The sequence below is a fragment of the Massilia sp. YIM B02443 genome (assembly GCF_030411955.1).
Classification (GTDB): Bacteria; Pseudomonadota; Gammaproteobacteria; order Burkholderiales; family Burkholderiaceae_D; genus Telluria.
The window spans coordinates 75,034-93,029 of sequence record NZ_JASNRA010000018.1 but is presented as its reverse complement, the minus strand read 5'-3'; the positions used below and the strand labels follow the sequence as shown (position 1 = coordinate 93,029).

Sequence of the window (17,996 nt, the reverse complement as noted above, 5' to 3'; positions counted from 1 at the left end):
TTGAGTAAATAAAGAAGCGAATTCGTATGAGACACGCTGAAAAGCGTGCGGGATTAATGGAAGAGGCAACCTTTCAATGAACGCTTAAGGAGAAGATCATGATCCAAAATCAGTTCCAATCGTGCATTCAGGCTTGCTACGAATGCGCTCAAGCCTGTGACACATGCGCTGCGGCCTGCCTTCAGGAACCGGATCCAAAGATGATGGCTCGCTGCATCGAACTGGACAACGAGTGCGCTGCGATCTGCCGTCTTGCTGCGCAGCTCATGAGCCGCTCGACCGAGCACGCAATTCAAGTGTGCCAGCTGTGTGCCGACATTTGCGAAGCTTGTGGGGACGAGTGCGCGCAGCACCAGGCGCAGCATTGCCAGGATTGCGCTGCCGCATGCCGCCGTTGCGCACAAGAGTGCCGAAACATGAGTCAGTCGGCCGCTGGAGCCGCATCGATGTCTGGATCGCAAATCGGATCCCACTAAGCGTATGGGCTGCAGTCATCGATGGGATGAAAACCGACTGTAGCCCCTTTTTGGAACAAGTATTGCATTCAAGGAGAGCAGATTATGGCAAATAACATGAACAGGGCAAAGGATGCACAGGATGCGGGCGCCCGGGCATTGGAGCGGGTTGGAGCACAGCACGCAAAACGTGATGGCATCTCTTTTGATTTCGACGCTGGTAGCGCCCCTTATGACTATGCAATCCGTGTCGGCACTGGCGCAGTCAATACATTGTCGGGCAGCGAAACGCGTGATTATCTGTGGGGCCTGGGCGGCGATGATGCGCTCGATGGCGGTGCTGGTGAAGACAATCTCTTCGGGGACGCAGGCGCCGATCTGCTCGTCGGCGGCGATGGTGGCGACCGGATGATGGGAGGGATGGGTAATGACCGGTTGTATGGAGGTGCTGAAGCAGACGGTCTGATGGGAGGAGCGGGTAACGACTTGCTTGACGAGGGCGAGGGCCATGGCGACCTCAACGGCGGCGCCGGCGACGACATCCTGATCGGGGGCTTGGGCGCGGACGCTTTCATGATCTCGCCCGACAGCGGCAATGACGTCATTCGCGACTTCACTGCTGGGCCAGGAATGTTCGATCACCTCGCGATCAACGGCCTGAGCTGGGCGGACCTTTCGTTTGCCGACACTCCCGACGGTGTCAAGATCAGCTGGGACGGTGGTTCGGTGCTCATGAATGGAGTGACAAAGGCGGATTTATCGCAAGACGATTTCATGTTTGCCGAGTCTCCTGAGCTTCCACCATCCTCACGCCCGGCTGACGCTCCTACGCCTGAGCGGCCGACTATGAGCGAAGAAGGACCTGTGATTAACGGTTCGGACAGAAGCAATCCAGCGTTTGATCGCATCGCTGATGCAATGTTAAGGCGTGATACACCGGTGCAGTTCGGCTTTACCGGTGATGAAACCTACAGGGTGAAAGTAGGTACGGAGGTCGCAGACACCTTCGATGGGGCCGAGACATGGGATCACTTTTTTGGTCGCGATGGCAACGACCAGCTCTTCGGCAATGGTGGTGACGATATCCTCCAAGGCGACGCAGGCGACGATAGCCTGGAAGGTGGCGCAGGGTCTGATAGGCTCGACGGCGGGATGGGTAATGACCAACTTGACGGTGGCGATGCGGAAGACGAGGTCATGGGAGGGGACGGTAACGACGTCATCGATGCGGGCGCTGGTCACGACATGATTGAAGGCGGCATGGGTAACGATACCATACGCGGCGGTACTGGCGCAGACGCATTCATGGTCATGCCTGACAGCGGTAACGATGTCGTACTTGACTTCGAAGCGCGTGGTGCTGCCCAAGGGGCTTTCGATCACATCGCATTCATCGACATCATGCCAGACCAGGTATCTGTCCAGGATGCGACGGCTGGTGCCTTGATCTCGTGGGACACGAATGGGGATGGCGCGGCGGACGGTTCGGTCTTGCTGCAGGGTGTCTATATGGCGGATCTACGCCAGTCCGACTTCATGTTTAATGAAGAGCCTGCCTTTATCGCTGGGGTAAGTACGGTTGGCTCTAATTACGTCTTCCCGCTGTAAGGCCAGACGCCTTGCATGAGCTGTCAGTGACATCTTAGGCATCTTTTAATGCTTTAGATGTCACTGCTTAAAATTGCTATTAGCGTAGTATCGGGGAAGGTAAAAACACAAATTAAGTTTCCGTTCTTTGAGGTGACTGATGGTGGCATTGAAAACATTGCTTCTGGCGGCCGTGATAGTAATTGCCGCTGGATTCGCGTTTATATACTCTGGCTTATATAATATTGCGGCAAATGATATGCATACGGCGCCAGTCCGTTGGGCGCTTGAAACTACGCGCAACCAGTCAATTGATCGTCGTGACGACAGTATAAGGGTCCCTGCCGATCTCGCTGACATGCGACGAATCGAGAACGGCGCGAGGTCGTACGCAGCAATGTGCCAGATATGTCATCTCGGGCCTGGTGTCGAGCCAACGCCAATACACCTTGGGTTAAATCCGCAACCACCTTTATTTACCAAAGAAAATAGCCATCAGTCAGACGAGAGTTTGTTTTGGATTATAAAGAACGGTATCAAGATGACAGGGATGCCTGCGTGGGGAGCGACACACAGCGATAAAGAGCTATGGGATATCGTTGCTTTTCTCAAGAAGCTCCCTGAATATTCAATCGAGCAGTACGAAGATCTTAGTGGTCGCGCGGAGCACAACAGTAACCCGAGTTCGACACATGCGAATGGAGATTCCCCCGCTCATTCGCACTAGCAGTTTATTCCATAAAAAGCACTCGCACTGATGAATCTTCGAGCCTGAAGATTTTTTCACTCAACATGACAGGAGTAGCCATGAATAGTTATTTGCGGTTCGGTACGATGATTGCAGCATCTACGGTGGTAATGTTTGGCTTGATGTATTTGAACGTCTATGAGTCGGCGCATATATTTTTCAGCGAAACTCGGCTGTATATGGCCTTAGTGATGGGCGCGGCAATGGCGGTAGTTATGCTCGGATTTATGCTCGGCATGTACTCAAATAATAGGCTCAATGTAGGTATCTTTGTCGGCAGCATCGTATTGTTTGCGGTGGCGTTATGGCTGGCACGCAGTCAGAGCACAGTCGATGACGTGTCTTGGATGAAGGCAATGATTCCTCACCATTCGATTGCGATCTTGACCAGTGAGCGAGCGAATATTTCCGATCCACGCGTGCAGAAACTCGCTGATCAAATCGTCGAATCGCAGAGGAGGGAAATAGCGGAGATGAAAGCTCTTATTCTAGAGCTTGAGGGAAAATGAAACGCTGCGAGATCTGAATTTTTTGCCAAAAAAATATGTGTAAGACACCGTCGAGACACGGAATGTCTTTGTTCAGGTCCAATTTTTAAAAGCGGAAGTGATTCGAGGCAAACGAGGAGATAGAGCGCGGTAGAGGCTGATTTTCAGGTAAGCGCCATCTTGTTGTGCGTTGCGTACATCGCTGCGCGCGTATCACAACAGGGGACATCTGATGCTGAGTTCACTGTGTTTTGCTGGATTCGCCGTCAGATTTCGCTGTACAAGCGAGGAGCAATGCTCCTCGTTTCGAAGTATCAGGCGCAAGGCTTGCGATTACTTAGCCTTCCTAGAGGACCAATGCACGTGCACGATGGACCAGATATCGCCCTTCTTTTCGAGGACCGCCGTGCCTGTTCCGAATACGTGCACTGGTTTGCCTTTAGAAGTGCCCGTGGTTTCAGTTTCCTCCCACACGACGGCAGTATTGCCATCGATGCGTTCGGTCTGCTTCAGTACCTTCCGCGTCGAGTTCTTTGCGAATTCCATGTCGCCGCCCAGATGATGGCTCGCATATTCATCGCGCGAACGCTCGACGTAGCCCGATTCATAGATCGCAATTTCCGGGGACAGCAGGCTGAGTGCTTTCGCCTTGTCGCCGCTCGTGAGGGCATCATGGAAGGCTGCGAGCGCCTCTTTCGGTGACGCCGCCAGACTCGCTGCGGAGACCGCGAAGAGTGCAGCGCTCAGGACGAGCGCTGGAATGGTTTTCTTTTTCATTATTATTCCTTGGAAGATGAAGTCCTCACGACGCCGTCGGCGGTGAGGTGGAACTCAGGACGGCTGCTGCGACGAGTACGGCCACCAGGATGCATGCCTCGACCTGAAGGATGAGAGCAAACCTCCCATCGGCGCCGCCTTCCGGCTTTGGCTTGCGCAGTTGTGCCAGCAACTGGGGCATCACGACGAACCGGTTCAGGCCACCCAGTGCCGCTGCGGACAGCACCAGTCCGATCTTGATGAGCAGGGTCGTCCCATAGGGATTGCCGAATGCGTTCTCGAAGCTTCCCAGTCCGCGCCAGGCGCTCAGCACACCCGTGATGAAGATGCCGACGAGGGCGACGGTAGCCGATGTCGACAGCGACTTCACGAAGCGTGCGCATTCGCCGCGGTTCTTCGACTCCCATTCAGGCTGGGTGCGCAGCGTGACCAGGCCGGCCACGATGACTTCGCCGATCCAGATGCTGATCAACACGAGGTGGACCCAGTCGACGAGCACAGCCCAGGTGAAGTCGCCAGCGGCGCCGGCGTGGCTCACCATGCTGCGCGAATAGAGCAGTACGCCCAGGGCAACCGCACGCACCAGCGCGGCTGCGGCACCCGGCCGTTCGCCATGGTGTGCCCGGAGGGTGAAGACAACGACGAGCAGCGCCGCTGCGCCGATCATCCAGGCGAGTCCGTAATGCGTCGCGGTGATGACGGACCGCACTGCGGGAAAAGCCTCGCTTATCGGAACCTCCGCCATAGATGCCGCTTCGAGCCACAGGACCGCGACATACGCCACCGCTGCCGCCGAGACCGTAAGAAGCATGAGCTTGCGCAGTCGCGGAACCATGCCGATGCCCCATGCCGACCGTGCGCTGCGCAGCCAGATATGGGCTGCACTGGCGCCGATAAGTATGGCCATCGACAGGTTCAGGACGACCGTGACGAAGCGTTGTGCCAGTGCGAGGTCAGCCTCCATGTCACTTTACCCGGAAGTCGAATTGGCCTTTGACCTTGTGACCGTCCCGTGTAACCGTGGACCATTGAACCCGCCAGGCCCCGGAGTGCAGGGCCGGAACGGTGGCGACCAGCACCTTGGGATTCGCATCGTCGAGGGCTGTCTTGCTTGCCTCGACGACCGCGCCTTTCTCGTCAACCAGTTTGACCTTGCTGAATGGCAGCTCAAGTTGCTCGCTGAACTGCAGGCGCACTTGCGAAGGCGCCGGGCTCACTATCGCATTCGCTTGTGGCGACGACGACTCGAGTTTGGCGTGTGCGGACGCGGCGGAAGTCGCCACCAGTCCGGCTACCGCTACTGCCGCTGCAAAGAAAGATTTGATTTTCATGCTGGTCTCCTGGGAGGCTCGCCAAACGCGGTTCAAGCGTACCGAGCCTCCGGTTGATGGATGGGCTCGGTGGGCTTACTGGGCCGCCTGGAGCTGGACGATCGTGACCGCGCCGTTGACGCGGTCGGCTGCGAACTTGACCTTGTCGCCCGCCTTTACCTGGTCCAGCATGGCCGGGTCTTTAACCCGAAACACCATGGTCATCGCTGACATGTTGAGGTTCTTCAATTCGCCATGGCGCAGCGTGATTTTGCCGGCTTCCTTGTCGATCTTCTTGACTTCGCCATCGGTGAGTTCAGCCGTCGCCGGCGCCGCGTGGCCAGCATGAGCGTCATGAGCACCATGGGCGCTGTGCGCGCCGTTCTGGGCGGTGGCAACGGACGCTGCGGCGGCCAGGGTGATTGCGAGAGTCAGTTTCGAGAGTGCGTTCATGTTCATTCCTTTCGTTCGTGAGGAAATACTGTTCAGTTGTAGTGCTTGAATACTTTGGTACTGCCGTCGGCCTGTACCAGCAGGACGTTGTACGGATCCTTGCGCGGGCCCTCCATGCCCGGAGAGCCGAGCGGCATCGCGGGAACTGCCAGCCCTTTTGCCTTGGGCTTCTCGGCAAGGAGGCGCTTGATGTCGCTGGCAGGGACGTGGCCTTCGATGGCATAACCGCCTACCATCGCGGTATGGCAAGAGCCGAGTTCATTCGGGATCCCGCCACGTTCGCGGTAGTCCGAAGGATTGTCGACGTTGGCCACCCTAGTCTGGAAGCCGTTCGTTTTCAGGTGCTCCACCCAAGCGGTGCAGCACCCGCACGAGGCGCTCTTGAAGACGTCGATAACCGGTGCGGCCGCCATTGCGAGCGCCGGAGCGCACAATGCAGCGGCGAGCGCGATCTTGCTTGCTAGTCGTCGGATCATGGGTTCGTCCTTTCCTGTTGCGATCAGTGATGACCCTTGTGGCTGGTCGGCTTGCGGACGGTGACTTCGACGTCCCCAGGCTTGGCAGCGGGCATCGCCTGGCCGCCCGCGCTCTGGCTGCGCACTGCGGCCGGCGGCTCGCCTTTCCACTCGTAGGCGACGGTGCCGGCGGGGTGCTTGTACCAGCCCGGGTCCTTGTAGTCGCCCGGCTTCTGGTCCTTGCGCACCTTGAGCACGGTGAACATGCCGCCCATCTCGACGCCGCCGAAGGGACCCTGGCCGGTCATCATCGGCAGGGTGTTCTCCGGGAGCGGCATTTCCATGTCGCCCATCGAGCCGCCTTTCTCGCCCATCACCATGTAGTCGGGCACGAGCTTCGTGATTTTCTCGGCGACGCCGCGGTGGTCGACGCCGATCAGGTTCGGCACGTCGTGTCCCATCGCGTTCATGGTGTGGTGCGACTTGTGGCAGTGGAAGGCCCAGTCGCCCGGCTCGTCCGCGATGAACTCGATGGCGCGCATCTGGCCCACGGCGATATCGGTCGTCACTTCCGGCCAGCGCGACTCCGGACGGGTCCAGCCGCCATCGGTGCCGGTGACCTCGAACTCATGGCCATGCAGGTGGATTGGGTGGTTCGTCATCGTCAGGTTACCGGCGCGGATGCGCACGCGGTCGCCCTGGCGCACGTTCATGGTGTCGATGCCTGGGAAGGCGCGGCTGTTGAAGGTCCAGATGTTAAAGTCGAGCATCTCGTTCACGCGCGGCGTGTAGCTGCCCGGCTCGATGTCGTAAGCGTTGAGCAGGAACACGAAATCGCGGTCGACGCGGTGGTGGGCCGGATTCTTCGGGTGCGTGACCCAGAATCCCATCATGCCCATCGCCATCTGGACCATTTCGTCGGCATGCGGGTGGTACATGAAGGTGCCAGGGCGCCGGGCGACAAACTCGTAGACGAAGGTCTTGCCCGGCTGGATGCCCGGCTGATTCAGGCCTGTGACGCCATCCATCCCGTTCGGCAGGCGCTGGCCGTGCCAGTGGATACTGGTGTGCTCCGGTAGCTTGTTGGTGACAAAAATACGCACACGGTCACCTTCGACCACTTCGATGGTCGGCCCCGGGCTCTGCCCGTTGTAGCCCCACAGGTTCGCCTTCATGCCGGGCGCGATCTCGCGCACGACCGGTTCGGCGATCAGGTGGAACTCCTTGACGCCATTGTTCATTCGCCAGGGCAGCGACCAGCCGTTCAGGGTAACGACGGGGTTATACGGCCTGCCGTTGGGCGGCGGCGGTGGCGGCTGCGTGGCGGCGCTGGTCATGACCGGGGCTTCCGGGAGGGTGGCCGCGCCAGCGCGGCTGACCAGTCCGGCGCCGACCAGGGCGGCTGCGCCAGTGAAAAAATCTCGACGAGAACTCATTGCTGATTCAATCCTTGTTTAATGTTCGGCGGCGGCTTCGGTGGACGCGGCGGAGGAAGCCATGGAGAGCGACGAACCGCCGCTGCCGCTGATGGCGGCCTGCAGATCCGTTTCCGCGATCCAGAAATCACGCTGGGCATCGATGGCCGCGTTCACGCCCGCTATCTGTGCGCGTGCGTCGGCCAGCAGTTCGAACACGCTCATGAGCATGCCGTTGTAGCGAAGCAGACTCTCTTCGGAGATCTTCTTGCGCAGTGGTACCAGCTCATCGCGGTGCTGCCTGGCGACGTCATAGGTGGTCCGGTAAGCTGAATACGCTTCGCGGACCTGCGACCGGGCATTGATGGCGGTATCGGCGGTGCGGTGGACCGATTGCATGTACAGCGCCTCGGCCTTTGCGACACGTGCGCCTCCCCAGTCGAAGATCGGCAGGGCGAGCTCGATCTCGTAACCGTTCTCACGTGGCGCGCCGGATGTGCTCTTGTTGACGTAGCCAGCGTCGAGCACGTTGATGACGCCGGTTGCCTTCGTCAGTCCCAGGGCGCGCGCGGTCGACTCGGTCCCAAGCTTTGCCAGGCGCACATCGAGGCGCTGCTGCATGGCGAGCGACTCGATATTGCCTGCCTCACGTGGCGCCGCCGGCAGCTCCGGCAGCTTGTCGGGAAGCTGGAACGTCGTGTTCTCTCCCCACACACCCATCAGCCGCGCAAGCTGCTCGCGCGCAGCGGTCGCATTGTGGCGCGCGCGCGCAAGCTGGGTCGAGGCTTCGCTCGAGAATGCCTGTTCGCGCGCCTGGTCAAGGGCACTCAGGTGTCCGACCTTGGTCATGCGTTGCGCCAGCTCGGCACTCGCGCCGGCCGCCTCGCGGACCTGCTCTGCGTAGCGCGCCGACTGCACAGCGGCAACAGCATTGAAGTAGGCCTTGCGAGTGTCAAGCGCGAGCCGGACCGCTTCGGTTGCCGCGACCAGCTTGGCGCTCTCGAAGCGGCGCGACTCGATATCGCGGCGGATCGGAATGGTCACCAAACCGACGAGATCGAACATGACGCTGCGTTCGATCTCCGTTTCGCCGCCGCCGGACATGCGGCCAAAACTGAAACCTGGATTAGCCATTCGGCCCGCCTGCACCAGGTCCGCCTCGGCGACACCCAGCTCGGCGAGCGAGGCGCGCAGGCCCCGGTTGTTGATCAGGGCAATGCGAACGGCACTGTCGGCGGTGAGCGGCTGTTTCAGCAATTGGTTCAGCTCGTCCTGGATGGCCGCGCCATTGGCATTCGTCTTGGGCAGGCGAACGTCCTGGCCGGTGCGCTCGGCGGTCAAGGATGAGACTGCGTCCAGGCCGCCGTCCTTGGAGAACGTCGCGCAACCGCTCAACGCGAGGGCCATGGCAGCTGCCGCGACGGCACGCATTGTGGGAATTGAAAGCTTTGTTGTCATTATGTGTTCGGCTTAATGATGTTTGCTGTGATCCACAGGCGCAGGACTGGCCGGCTTCGCTGGCGACGTGGGCGCTGGTGCGGACGGAGCCGGCGCTTCTTTATGGCCGTGGTGATTCTGTTCACCGCCGTGGGCACCATGTCCCGCGTGTCCCGGCGCTCCGGCAACGGCATCGTTTGCGGCGCGCCAGGATTTGTCAGGCGTGGCCTGGTCGGCCTGCGGCGCCGGCGAAGATCTGGTGATGACCGATTCGTACACGGTCGGTGGCACTGCGACGGCGGGGTCTGCAGGGTCTGGCAGCGGACGGGATTGCTGGGCGTGCGCGTACATCGGCAGGACCAGCAAGGCGCCTATAGCGGCGGCCAAAAGCTTGGAGGTCATGGACAATCCTCAAAATCGGTAACAGGGCGTGCACGGGCACGCACGAGTGCTCAAGAGCGACGACGGCGCCGCCAAAGGACAGCGGGTCAGCTCTTGTTACGATTAAGCGGATTGGTGCCGGGGAGGGCGTTGAGGGCCGTCCTGGATGAAGCCAACGGCGAAGGCCGCAGGAGCAACGACGACTGCGTTGGAGCCGTCGAAAGCCGGGACAGCGAAATGAGTGGAGGGTGGCGCGACGGCGCCCAGGCAGAACGCGGAGCACGCACTGCAGGTGGAGTGCGGCTTTTTACCTGCCTTGGAGTCTGCCGGATCGGCGTCGACCAGGGAGTCGTCCGACTGGCTTGCATGCTCGCCACCGTGATGAGCGTGCGCATCGGCCATGTGCTCGTGGGACTGCATGCCCGGATCAATCGAAATCTGGCTGGACTGCTGGTGAGCCGGGCCGCACGACATACGGTTGGCCGCAAGCGCGTGCAGCGGAAGCACGGCCAGCAGGAGCCAAACCAGAAATGTCTTGAGTGCGCGGTTCATAGGTGTCGCGAGTATAGCACGACATTTTTTGGCCTGAAGCAGCTCTTAAGGCTGACTAAAGTCAGGGCGACAGGTACGCCGCATTGGCGAGATATGCAAACAGGGTGCGTCAGCGCACAGCATGGGTCGTCGGACTTCTTCCAGAATCGGAAATGGACGCGCAGTGTTTTCCTACGTCGCACGCGGCGCCGCTTCACCCTGGAAGGCATGCCGCTACCTGCGCCTTCGTTCAGCGGAAATTCCGCTTGACCTTTCCATCATTGGAAGGTTTACAGTGGAATAGTCCACTTTCCGGAGGCGTTTTATGTATGAATCCACCCGTCGCGAGGCCCACAGCTCAGACAAGCGCGTGGCCGCAATGCCAAGTACAGGCCTGCGCGACTTCGCGCGTGCGAAGCAGGCAGGGAGTGCCCTTTCCGATTCGGACGAGACGCCAGTGACACCACGCTGTCTGTTCTGCCGGTACCGCAGTCCAGGTGCCGGAAAGGAGTTGGCACATGCCTAGAATTACTGTGTTACCGCATCCTGAGTGCGCGCCTTCCGGCGCATCGATCGTGGCCGCTCCCGGCACCAGCATTTGCGACGCGCTGCTGGAGAATGACGTCGACATCGAGCATGCATGCGGCAAGGTTGGTGCCTGCACGACGTGTCACGTCATCGTAAGGGAGGGATACTCGTCCCTCGTCCAAGCGAGCGAGGATGAGGAAGACATGCTCGACCGGGCATGGGGCGTGGAGCACTTGTCCCGGTTGTCGTGCCAGGCCATTGTCGCGGAGGCGGATCTTACGGTCGAGATCCCACGGTATTCCCTGAATCACGCCAAGGAAAACGGATAGACATCACAGGTCGCGCACCGCTTGCGACAGGCGGGCCGCGCGAGGACAATGGTTTTTACTGGAGCTGCCATGAAACATGAAGTGCATGATCACGTCGGTCACCAGCAGAAGGGCCACGAATGCCACCACGCGCACGGGCATCATGCCGTCGACGCCTCCGGTGCAAGCATGGCCGGTGCATCCCAACATCATCCGACTGCTGCGTCCGATAAGCCCTATACCGATCCCGTATGCGGGATGAACGTTGCCGACCGGCCGGATCGGCGCGTCGAGCACGACGGCGTCCTCTATCACTTTTGCAGCGTGAAGTGCATGGACAGGTTTCGCGCCGATCCCACCAGCTATACGGAGAAAGGCGCCCCCGCGGCTATGCCCGAGGCGCCGCCAGGGACGATCTACACCTGCCCGATGCATCCGGAAATCCAGCAAGCCACCCCGGGTAATTGTCCGATATGCGGAATGTCCCTGGAGCCGATGCTGCCGTCGCTGGAGGATGAAGAGAATCCGGAACTGGAGGACTTCCGCCGTCGTTTCCGGTGGACGCTGCCGCTGACGGTCGTCGTCACCATCCTGGCGATGGCAGGGCACCGGATCTTCAGCGGAGGCCTTGCTTACCAGAGCTGGATCGAGCTCGTCCTCAGCACGCCGGTCGTCCTGTGGGCCGGGTGGCCTTTCTTTGTCCGTGGTGCGCAGTCGTTCAAGAATCGCAGCCCCAATATGTGGACCTTGATCAGTATCGGGGTCGCCGCGGCGTATGGTTACAGCCTGGTTGCGACCGTGTTCCCGGGCCTGTTTCCGTCGAACTTCGCGATGCACGGCCGTATCGGCGTCTACTACGAGGCCGCCGCCGTCATCGTTTCGCTGACCCTGCTCGGTCAGATCCTCGAGCTGCGTGCACGCTCGCAGACATCGGCTGCGATCAAATCCTTGCTCGGCCTTGCGCCGAAAACGGCCAGGCGGATCCGCGCCGATGGCACCGAGGAAGACATCGAGCTTTCGCACGTCCACATCGGCGATTCGCTGCGGGTCAGGCCTGGCGAGAAGGTGCCGGTCGACGGGGTGGTCCTGGAGGGCGAAAGCGCGGTGGACGAAGCCATGCTCACTGGCGAGCCGCTACCGGTGACGAAGCGCCCCGGCGACAAGGTCATCGGCGCAACCATCAACACGAGCGGCAGTCTCGTCATTCGCTCCGAGCGCGTAGGATCGCAGACCATGCTGTCCCAGATCGTGCAGATGGTCGCGCAGGCGCAACGTTCGCGGGCGCCCATGCAGCGCCTGGCCGACGTGGTGGCCGGCTATTTCGTCACCGTCGTCGTGGCCGTCGCGCTGCTTACCTTGATCGGTTGGGGGCTGTTCGGGCCCGAGCCCAGCTGGGTCTACGGCTTCGTAAACTCCGTTGCGGTCCTGATCATCGCCTGCCCGTGTGCATTGGGCTTGGCGACGCCGATGTCGATCATGGCCGCGACAGGCCGCGCCGCCACCCAGGGCGTGCTGTTCCGCGATGCCGCGGCGATCGAAGCGATGCGCAAGGTCGATACGTTCATCGTCGACAAGACCGGCACGCTCACGGAAGGAAAACCTGCGTTCGACCGGGCGATCGCTGCCCCCGGGTTCCAGGAAGTCGATGTTCTACGGATCGCGGCAAGTATCGACCAGGGGAGCGAGCACCCGCTGGCACACGCCATCGTCGCGGAAGCACGCAGGCGGAATCTGCCGCTGCACAAGCCTGAAACCTTCGAATCGTCCAGTGGGATCGGTGTACGGGGCACAGTGCAGGGCGAGCGGGTTGCGTTGGGCAATACGGCGCTCATGGACACCGAAAAGGTCGACTGGACGCCACTACAGAAGGCCGCGGAAGAGCTTCGACAAGTCGGTGCAAGCGTCATGTACCTGGCACTTCAGGGAAAGCTTGTCGGCCTGATCGCGTTGTCTGATCCAGTCAAGGCGACGACGCCGGAAGCGCTGGCGACGCTGCGCGATGCCGGCATGACGGTGGTGATGGCGACCGGAGATGGCGTGACCACGGCGAAGGCGGTCGCGTCGAGGCTCGGGATTTCGGAGGTCTACGGAGAGGTCACGCCACAGGATAAACTGGCCCTGGTCGAAAGGCTGCAGCAACAGGGCAAGGTAGTGGCAATGGCCGGCGATGGCATTAACGATGCCCCGGCGCTGGCGAAAGCGGACGTTGGGATTGCAATGGGTACCGGTACTGACGTCGCCATCAATTCGGCACACGTCACACTCATCAAGGGCGACTTGCGTGCCATTTCGCGATCGCGACTTCTTTCGTTGGAGACTGTGCGCAACATGAGGCAGAATCTCGCCTTCGCCTTTGTTTACAACGCCATGGGAATTCCGCTGGCCGCAGGTCTGCTTTATCCCTTCACCGGGCAGCTACTATCGCCGATGATCGCCGCGCTGGCCATGAGCCTGAGTTCGGTATCGGTGATCGGTAATGCACTGCGCTTGAGGGGAAGTACCACATGAACCTGGTTGTTACGGACGAGATGCGGGATCTGACGGTACTGGTCGGGGTTATCTTTGGCATCATCGCGGCCGGGTTCATCGCTTACGGCGAGGTTCAGCGACGTCGCGGCCGCAAAAGCCGGACGAAAGAAACCAATACGCGTGGCAGAAGGAAGCCTGGCAGGGCCGGCAAGAGCAGGTAGTGCGCAATTTCGCTGATCGTCTGGCTGCGGCGGACTCACAATGTGCTCAGGCGGGCGAGGACCACTCGTCCGGTCGTAAGGTCGGGTCGCTGGAGCCTAGGGGCTTAGCGCACAGCGAGGACCGACTTCCGGATACTCTCGGCCCCAGACGGCATTGCGCCGCACTCAAGCGCTAACTTGTGGAACTCTTCCGCGGCCTCGTGTGGATTAAGCCGAGCTGATCGCACAGCGGCACGTGCAGCAGGAGCCAGGTCGTTGATGTCCCCATAGGTCAAATGCCCGGAGAACGACATGGCCTCCGTGAATTTCGCGACGATATTCGGCGGAAGGGCAGGGCCATAAATGAAGTATTCGAGAAACTTCAGGAAATTCCCATGAGCATAGATTTCAGTACCTGAGATGCCGTTATTCTCGAAAACCTGCTGACGGGATTTCCCGCGCCCTCCTGGATTGCGCTCGGGATCGGTGAAGTATAAAAGCCGCACCTCGGGGATCGCACCGCGTTCCAATAACGACTCGGTCAGGCCTGCCATCGGCATAAGAGACGCACGGAGCTCATCATGCGATGTGTAGCGGAACCTGATTTGGTTCAGGAGATCGGTCTCTCGCTCGGTCAGTTCGATGTCGGGTACTCGCAAACCAGAACCCCCTTACAAAGGGGCGAATAGGGAAAACGGAAAAAATCGGGCGCTAAGGCGATTTGGCCGAGCATATCGCCCGCAAACCATTCCGCGCAGTCGACTTGCAAACGCCCTGACCCTATACTGTATAGTCGACATTTATGACCGGGGGCGGTCTTTGCTTGGAAAAATAAAAGATGTCGAACGCGCAGCTGATGGCAGTAGTCGAGGTAGACAAAGGAGATCGGATAATTTGTCAGCGCGACGGCTGTCGCCACAGCGTGTACAAACGCATCCACATCGTGCGGGAGAATGGGCGGTTCACCGTCCTCGGCTCCGAGTGCTTCAAGCTCCTATACGGCTCCTATGACACCGGGGCGGTGCCCGTTTATGGATCAAGCGCTGGCCAGCTTCTTACCGACGCCGAGCGTCAGCTACTAGCCGAAAACACTGAACGCTTCATTGCCATGCTGGAGGTACAGCGGCTTCAACTGGAGCATGCCCGAGCACTGGATTTACGCGCTAGACAAGAAGAACAGCGAGAGCGCGAGGAAGCTGCACGAATTATCAGAGGCGCCTCGGATGCGCTGCGTGACGAAGAACGCAATGCTCAGTCGCCTGCCCTGGAAAACTGCCGCCGGCAATACCCAGGGCTCAATCTGGCCACACCAGGCTGGCAGGGCTTGGTTTATTTAGAGAAGCTAAGAATCTTGCGTGAGGGGCGGGGGAATCGATTCACGCAGCCGCGAACTGAATCTTCCCTTTTCTAGAATATTTCCTACTCTTGGGGCTTGCGCAGCTCCCTGAACCCGCCTTCGGCTATACGCTGCTGGCGCCACACATAGTCCCCGGTCAGGTTGATGTGCTCCCAGCCCAGCGGTGACAAAAATTGCAGCATACCGTCGTCTGGCAACTTGCCTTTCTCACGTAAGGCCTGCGTCGCCCGCTCCAGGTAGACCGTGTTCCACAGTACGATTGCGGCCGTCACCAAATTCAGGCCGCTGGCGCGGTACCGCTGCTGCTCAAACGACCTGTCGCGGATCTCGCCCAGCCGGTGGATGAATACCGCCCTGGCCAGCGCATTGCGCGCTTCGCCTTTGTTCAAACCGGCGTGTACGCGTCGGCGCAGCTCGACGTTCTGGAGCCAGTCCAGGATAAACAGCGTGCGCTCGATCCGCCCCAGCTCGCGCAGCGCGATCGCCAGGCCGTTCTGGCGCGGGTAGCTGCCTAACTTGCGCAGCATGAGCGACGCTGTGACGGTGCCGTGCTTGATCGAGGCGGCCAAGCGCAGCACGTCGTCCCAGTGTGCGCGCAGGTGCTTGACGTTCAGGCTGCCGCCGATCATCGAGCGCAAGGCGGGGTGATCGCCCACTTTGGCCGGCACGTACAGCTTGGTGTCTCCCAGATCGCGGATGCGCGGCGCGAAGCGGAAACCCAGCAGGTGCATTAGCGCGAACACGTGGTCGGTGAAGCCGGCGGTGTCGGTATAGTGCTCCTCAATGCGAAGGTCCGATTCGTGGTACAGCAGGCCGTCGAGCACATAGGTCGAGTCGCGCACGCCGACGTTGACCACTCTGGTGCTGAACGGCGCGTACTGATCGGAAATATGGGTGTAGAACAGCTTGCCGGGCTCGGCGCCGTACTTGGGGTTGATGTGGCCCGTGCTCTCGGCCCGGCCGCCCGCGCGGAAGCGCTGGCCGTCCGACGACGACGTTGTGCCGTCGCCCCAGTGCGCAGCGAAGGCGTGCTTGAACTGGGCGTTGACCAGTTCAGCCAGGCCGGCCGAATAGGTTTCGTCCCGGATGTGCCAGGCCTGCAACCAGGACAGTTTCGCGTAAGTGGCGCCGGGACTCGATTCCGCCATCTTGGTCAGGCCGAGGTTGATGGCGTCGGCCAGGATCGCGGACATGAGGAACGTCCGGTCCTTGGCCTGCTCCCCGCTCTTAAGATGGACAAAGTGGCGCGTGAAACCGGTCCAGTCGTCCACGTCCATCAGCAGTTCGGTGATCTTGATCCGGGGAAGCATGCCGCTGGCGAAGTCAATCAGCGCCTGGGCCTCGTCCGGCACCACGGCGTCCTGTGGGATGATCCTCAGTCCTGTCTCAGTAATGATCGCATTGGGCAGTTCGTTCGTCAGCGCGAGCCGGTTGGCGGTGGCCAGTTGCTGTTCGAGCAAGAGCAAGCGGTCGTGCAGGTACTGGTCGCAGTCCTGGTTGACCGCGATCGGCAGCTCGCGCGCTGATTTCATCGCCCCGAACTTTTCCGTGGGTAGCAGGTATTCCTCGAAGTCCCGGAACTGGCGCGAACCCTGCACCCAGATGTCGCCCGACCGCAACGAATTCTTCAGCTCCGACAAGACGCAAATCTCGTAGAAGCGGCGGTCAAGACCGTCGTCGGTGATGACCAGGGGCTTCCACCGCGCCTTCACGAACGCGATCGGCGCATCGTCCGGCACCTTGCGCGCCCCGGTCATGTTCATCTCGCGCAGGACGTCGATCGCGTCCAGCACCGCTTGCGCCGCCGGCGCAGCTTTAAGCCGAAGCACATCGAGGAACTCAGGCGTATAGCGCCGCAGGGTGCTGTACTGCTCTCCCACCAGGTGCAGGTGGTCGAACGTCTCGGGCTGGGCCAGTTCTGCCGCCTCGGTCACGCTTTGCGTGAAGTCTGTCCACGGCAGCACGGCCTCGATCGCGGCATACGGGTCCATGCCGGATTCCTTGGCCTCGACCAGCGCGCGCCCGATTCGGCTGTACAGGCGCACCTTGTCGTTGATGGCCTTGCCCTGCTTCTGGAAGTCCTGCTGATGCTTGTTCTTGGCCGCGCTGAACAGCTTGATCATGATGCGGTCGTGCAGGTCGACCAGTTCGTCCGTCACGGTGGCCATGCCTTCGATGGCCAGCGCCGCCAGTGTCGCATAGCGCCGCTCATCCTCGAACTTCGCCAGGTCGCGCGGCGTCATCTGCGCACCCTCGCGCGCCATCTTCAGCAGGCGATTCTGGTGGATCTGGCGGCCAAGCCCCTCCGGCAGTGCCAGAGACTGAAACACCTTGAGCCTTTCGATGTGTTCGCGCATGTAGCGGGAATTGGGCTTGAGCGGAGACTGGCGCAGCCACACAAGCCAGGTGATGCTCATGTCAGGCGCCACGTTGAGCAGGTTGTCAAGCGAGCGCTTGTGGTGCCGCTCCAGCGGATCGATCAGCGCGCGGTAAATGCGCCGGTTGGCCCGCGTCACGGCCTCGGCGCAGGCCCGCTCGATGACAGTGAGCGCCGGCAGGATGATGCGCTTCTGGCGCAGCGTTTCAAGGGAATGCGCGGCGAGGACCATCGCCTTGTCGGTCTGCATAGCGAGGTCGGCCAGGCTGTCCACCAGCTTGCGGAAGTCCGGCAGGCCGAAGACTGACAGTCCCAGGTAGGCGCGCAGCTCGTGCAGGTGTTCGTTGCGCGTCTTCTCCCGCTCGCCGTATTCCGGCCAGGCGCCGGCGTCGCTGCGCACCTGCTTGGCGATCCAGTGCAACACCGAATCCGGCAGCGCGGTGTCGCTGGCAAGCGCGTAGCCGGGATAGCGCAACAGGCACATCTGGACCGCAAACCCAAGGCGATTCGCTGCCCCGCGCCGCTGCCGGATCAACGCCAGGTCGGCATCCGTGAAGCTGTATTGCTGAATCAAATCATCCTGACTTTGTGGCAATACCAATAAGCTGTCGCGTTCGGTATCGGACAGCAGTGAGCGGCGTGGCATTCGGTCCGATCCTTCGCTGAAAGGTTTGTGTGGTGCGCCGGTAGAAGGATCGCCCTGACAATGGTTCGCATCAT

General features: G+C 60.5%; 19 protein-coding genes. 8 read left to right on the top strand and 11 right to left on the bottom strand.

Annotated elements, in window-relative coordinates; translation table 11 throughout:
- Window positions 1–53: 53 nt before the first annotated feature.
- Window positions 54–365 carry a hypothetical protein gene (locus QPK27_RS25365; protein WP_307189510.1) on the bottom strand — a complete coding sequence of 104 codons (312 nt, stop codon included), beginning with the start codon at window positions 363–365 and terminating at the stop codon, window positions 54–56.
- Here QPK27_RS25365 and QPK27_RS25360 point away from each other — a divergent pair.
- The 4 genes from QPK27_RS25360 to QPK27_RS18275 all read left to right on the top strand — a co-directional run bounded on the left by QPK27_RS25360 (window position 267) and on the right by QPK27_RS18275 (window position 3,299).
- The gene (locus QPK27_RS25360; protein ID WP_307189495.1) at window positions 267–476 is read left to right on the top strand and encodes a four-helix bundle copper-binding protein; all 210 of its coding nucleotides are present in this window, start codon (window positions 267–269) and stop codon (window positions 474–476) included. The two genes, QPK27_RS25365 and QPK27_RS25360, sit on opposite strands and share 99 nt — an antisense overlap.
- Before the next feature lie 84 nt (window positions 477–560).
- Window positions 561–2,063 (top strand): calcium-binding protein, encoded by a 1,503-nt coding sequence (locus QPK27_RS18280; protein ID WP_005670894.1) that lies wholly within the window; start codon window positions 561–563, stop codon window positions 2,061–2,063.
- Between the two features lie 139 nt (window positions 2,064–2,202).
- The gene (locus QPK27_RS25525) at window positions 2,203–2,769 is read left to right on the top strand and encodes a cytochrome c (protein WP_081590007.1); all 567 of its coding nucleotides are present in this window, start codon (window positions 2,203–2,205) and stop codon (window positions 2,767–2,769) included.
- 80 nt (window positions 2,770–2,849) lie between these two features.
- On the top strand, window positions 2,850–3,299 hold the full coding sequence (locus QPK27_RS18275; RefSeq protein ID WP_005670891.1) for a DUF305 domain-containing protein: 450 nt from the start codon (window positions 2,850–2,852) through the stop codon (window positions 3,297–3,299).
- A gap of 312 nt (window positions 3,300–3,611) precedes the next feature.
- On the opposite strand, the gene QPK27_RS18270 is transcribed toward QPK27_RS18275, so the two are convergent.
- From QPK27_RS18270 to QPK27_RS18235, 8 genes are all read right to left on the bottom strand, one after another.
- Window positions 3,612–4,055 (bottom strand): DUF4440 domain-containing protein, encoded by a 444-nt coding sequence (locus QPK27_RS18270; RefSeq protein ID WP_005670889.1) that lies wholly within the window; start codon window positions 4,053–4,055, stop codon window positions 3,612–3,614.
- 25 nt (window positions 4,056–4,080) lie between these two features.
- Entirely contained in the window at window positions 4,081–5,019 is a 939-nt protein-coding gene (locus QPK27_RS18265; RefSeq protein ID WP_290419607.1) for a copper resistance D family protein, read from the bottom strand.
- Window position 5,020: 1 nt separating this feature from the next.
- Complete coding sequence (gene copC / locus QPK27_RS18260) at window positions 5,021–5,386, bottom strand: copper homeostasis periplasmic binding protein CopC (protein ID WP_005670885.1); 366 nt, start codon at window positions 5,384–5,386, stop codon at window positions 5,021–5,023.
- A 75-nt stretch (window positions 5,387–5,461) separates the two neighbouring features.
- A complete protein-coding gene (locus QPK27_RS18255; RefSeq protein ID WP_005670883.1) occupies window positions 5,462–5,818 on the bottom strand; it encodes a copper-binding protein in 357 nt (118 codons plus the stop codon).
- A gap of 32 nt (window positions 5,819–5,850) precedes the next feature.
- Complete coding sequence (locus tag QPK27_RS18250; protein ID WP_005670881.1) at window positions 5,851–6,294, bottom strand: DUF411 domain-containing protein; 444 nt, start codon at window positions 6,292–6,294, stop codon at window positions 5,851–5,853.
- A gap of 23 nt (window positions 6,295–6,317) precedes the next feature.
- The gene (locus QPK27_RS18245) at window positions 6,318–7,709 is read right to left on the bottom strand and encodes a multicopper oxidase family protein (protein WP_109343467.1); all 1,392 of its coding nucleotides are present in this window, start codon (window positions 7,707–7,709) and stop codon (window positions 6,318–6,320) included.
- 18 nt (window positions 7,710–7,727) lie between these two features.
- A complete protein-coding gene (locus QPK27_RS18240) occupies window positions 7,728–9,095 on the bottom strand; it encodes a TolC family protein (protein ID WP_005670877.1) in 1,368 nt (455 codons plus the stop codon).
- A gap of 534 nt (window positions 9,096–9,629) precedes the next feature.
- The gene (locus QPK27_RS18235; RefSeq protein ID WP_040778120.1) at window positions 9,630–10,058 is read right to left on the bottom strand and encodes a hypothetical protein; all 429 of its coding nucleotides are present in this window, start codon (window positions 10,056–10,058) and stop codon (window positions 9,630–9,632) included.
- Window positions 10,059–10,555: 497 nt separating this feature from the next.
- On the opposite strand from QPK27_RS18235, the gene fdx reads away from it, so the two are divergent.
- From fdx to QPK27_RS18220, 3 genes are all read left to right on the top strand, one after another.
- Window positions 10,556–10,894 (top strand): ISC system 2Fe-2S type ferredoxin, encoded by a 339-nt coding sequence (gene fdx / locus QPK27_RS18230; protein WP_109343465.1) that lies wholly within the window; start codon window positions 10,556–10,558, stop codon window positions 10,892–10,894.
- A 69-nt stretch (window positions 10,895–10,963) separates the two neighbouring features.
- Complete coding sequence (locus QPK27_RS18225) at window positions 10,964–13,381, top strand: heavy metal translocating P-type ATPase (protein ID WP_374047089.1); 2,418 nt, start codon at window positions 10,964–10,966, stop codon at window positions 13,379–13,381.
- Window positions 13,378–13,563, top strand: a complete 186-nt coding sequence (locus QPK27_RS18220) for a hypothetical protein (RefSeq protein ID WP_040778113.1) — start codon at window positions 13,378–13,380, stop codon at window positions 13,561–13,563. The genes QPK27_RS18225 and QPK27_RS18220 overlap by 4 nt, the downstream gene beginning before the upstream one ends.
- Window positions 13,564–13,667: 104 nt before the next feature.
- Here the strand turns inward: QPK27_RS18220 and QPK27_RS18215 are convergent, their stop codons facing one another.
- Complete coding sequence (locus QPK27_RS18215) at window positions 13,668–14,201, bottom strand: hypothetical protein (RefSeq protein WP_157225732.1); 534 nt, start codon at window positions 14,199–14,201, stop codon at window positions 13,668–13,670.
- A gap of 179 nt (window positions 14,202–14,380) precedes the next feature.
- On the opposite strand from QPK27_RS18215, the gene QPK27_RS18210 reads away from it, so the two are divergent.
- Window positions 14,381–14,953 (top strand): hypothetical protein, encoded by a 573-nt coding sequence (locus tag QPK27_RS18210; protein ID WP_051516974.1) that lies wholly within the window; start codon window positions 14,381–14,383, stop codon window positions 14,951–14,953.
- An 8-nt stretch (window positions 14,954–14,961) separates the two neighbouring features.
- Here the strand turns inward: QPK27_RS18210 and QPK27_RS18205 are convergent, their stop codons facing one another.
- On the bottom strand, window positions 14,962–17,922 hold the full coding sequence (locus QPK27_RS18205; RefSeq protein WP_290419606.1) for a Tn3 family transposase: 2,961 nt from the start codon (window positions 17,920–17,922) through the stop codon (window positions 14,962–14,964).
- Between the last annotated feature and the right edge of the window lie 74 nt (window positions 17,923–17,996).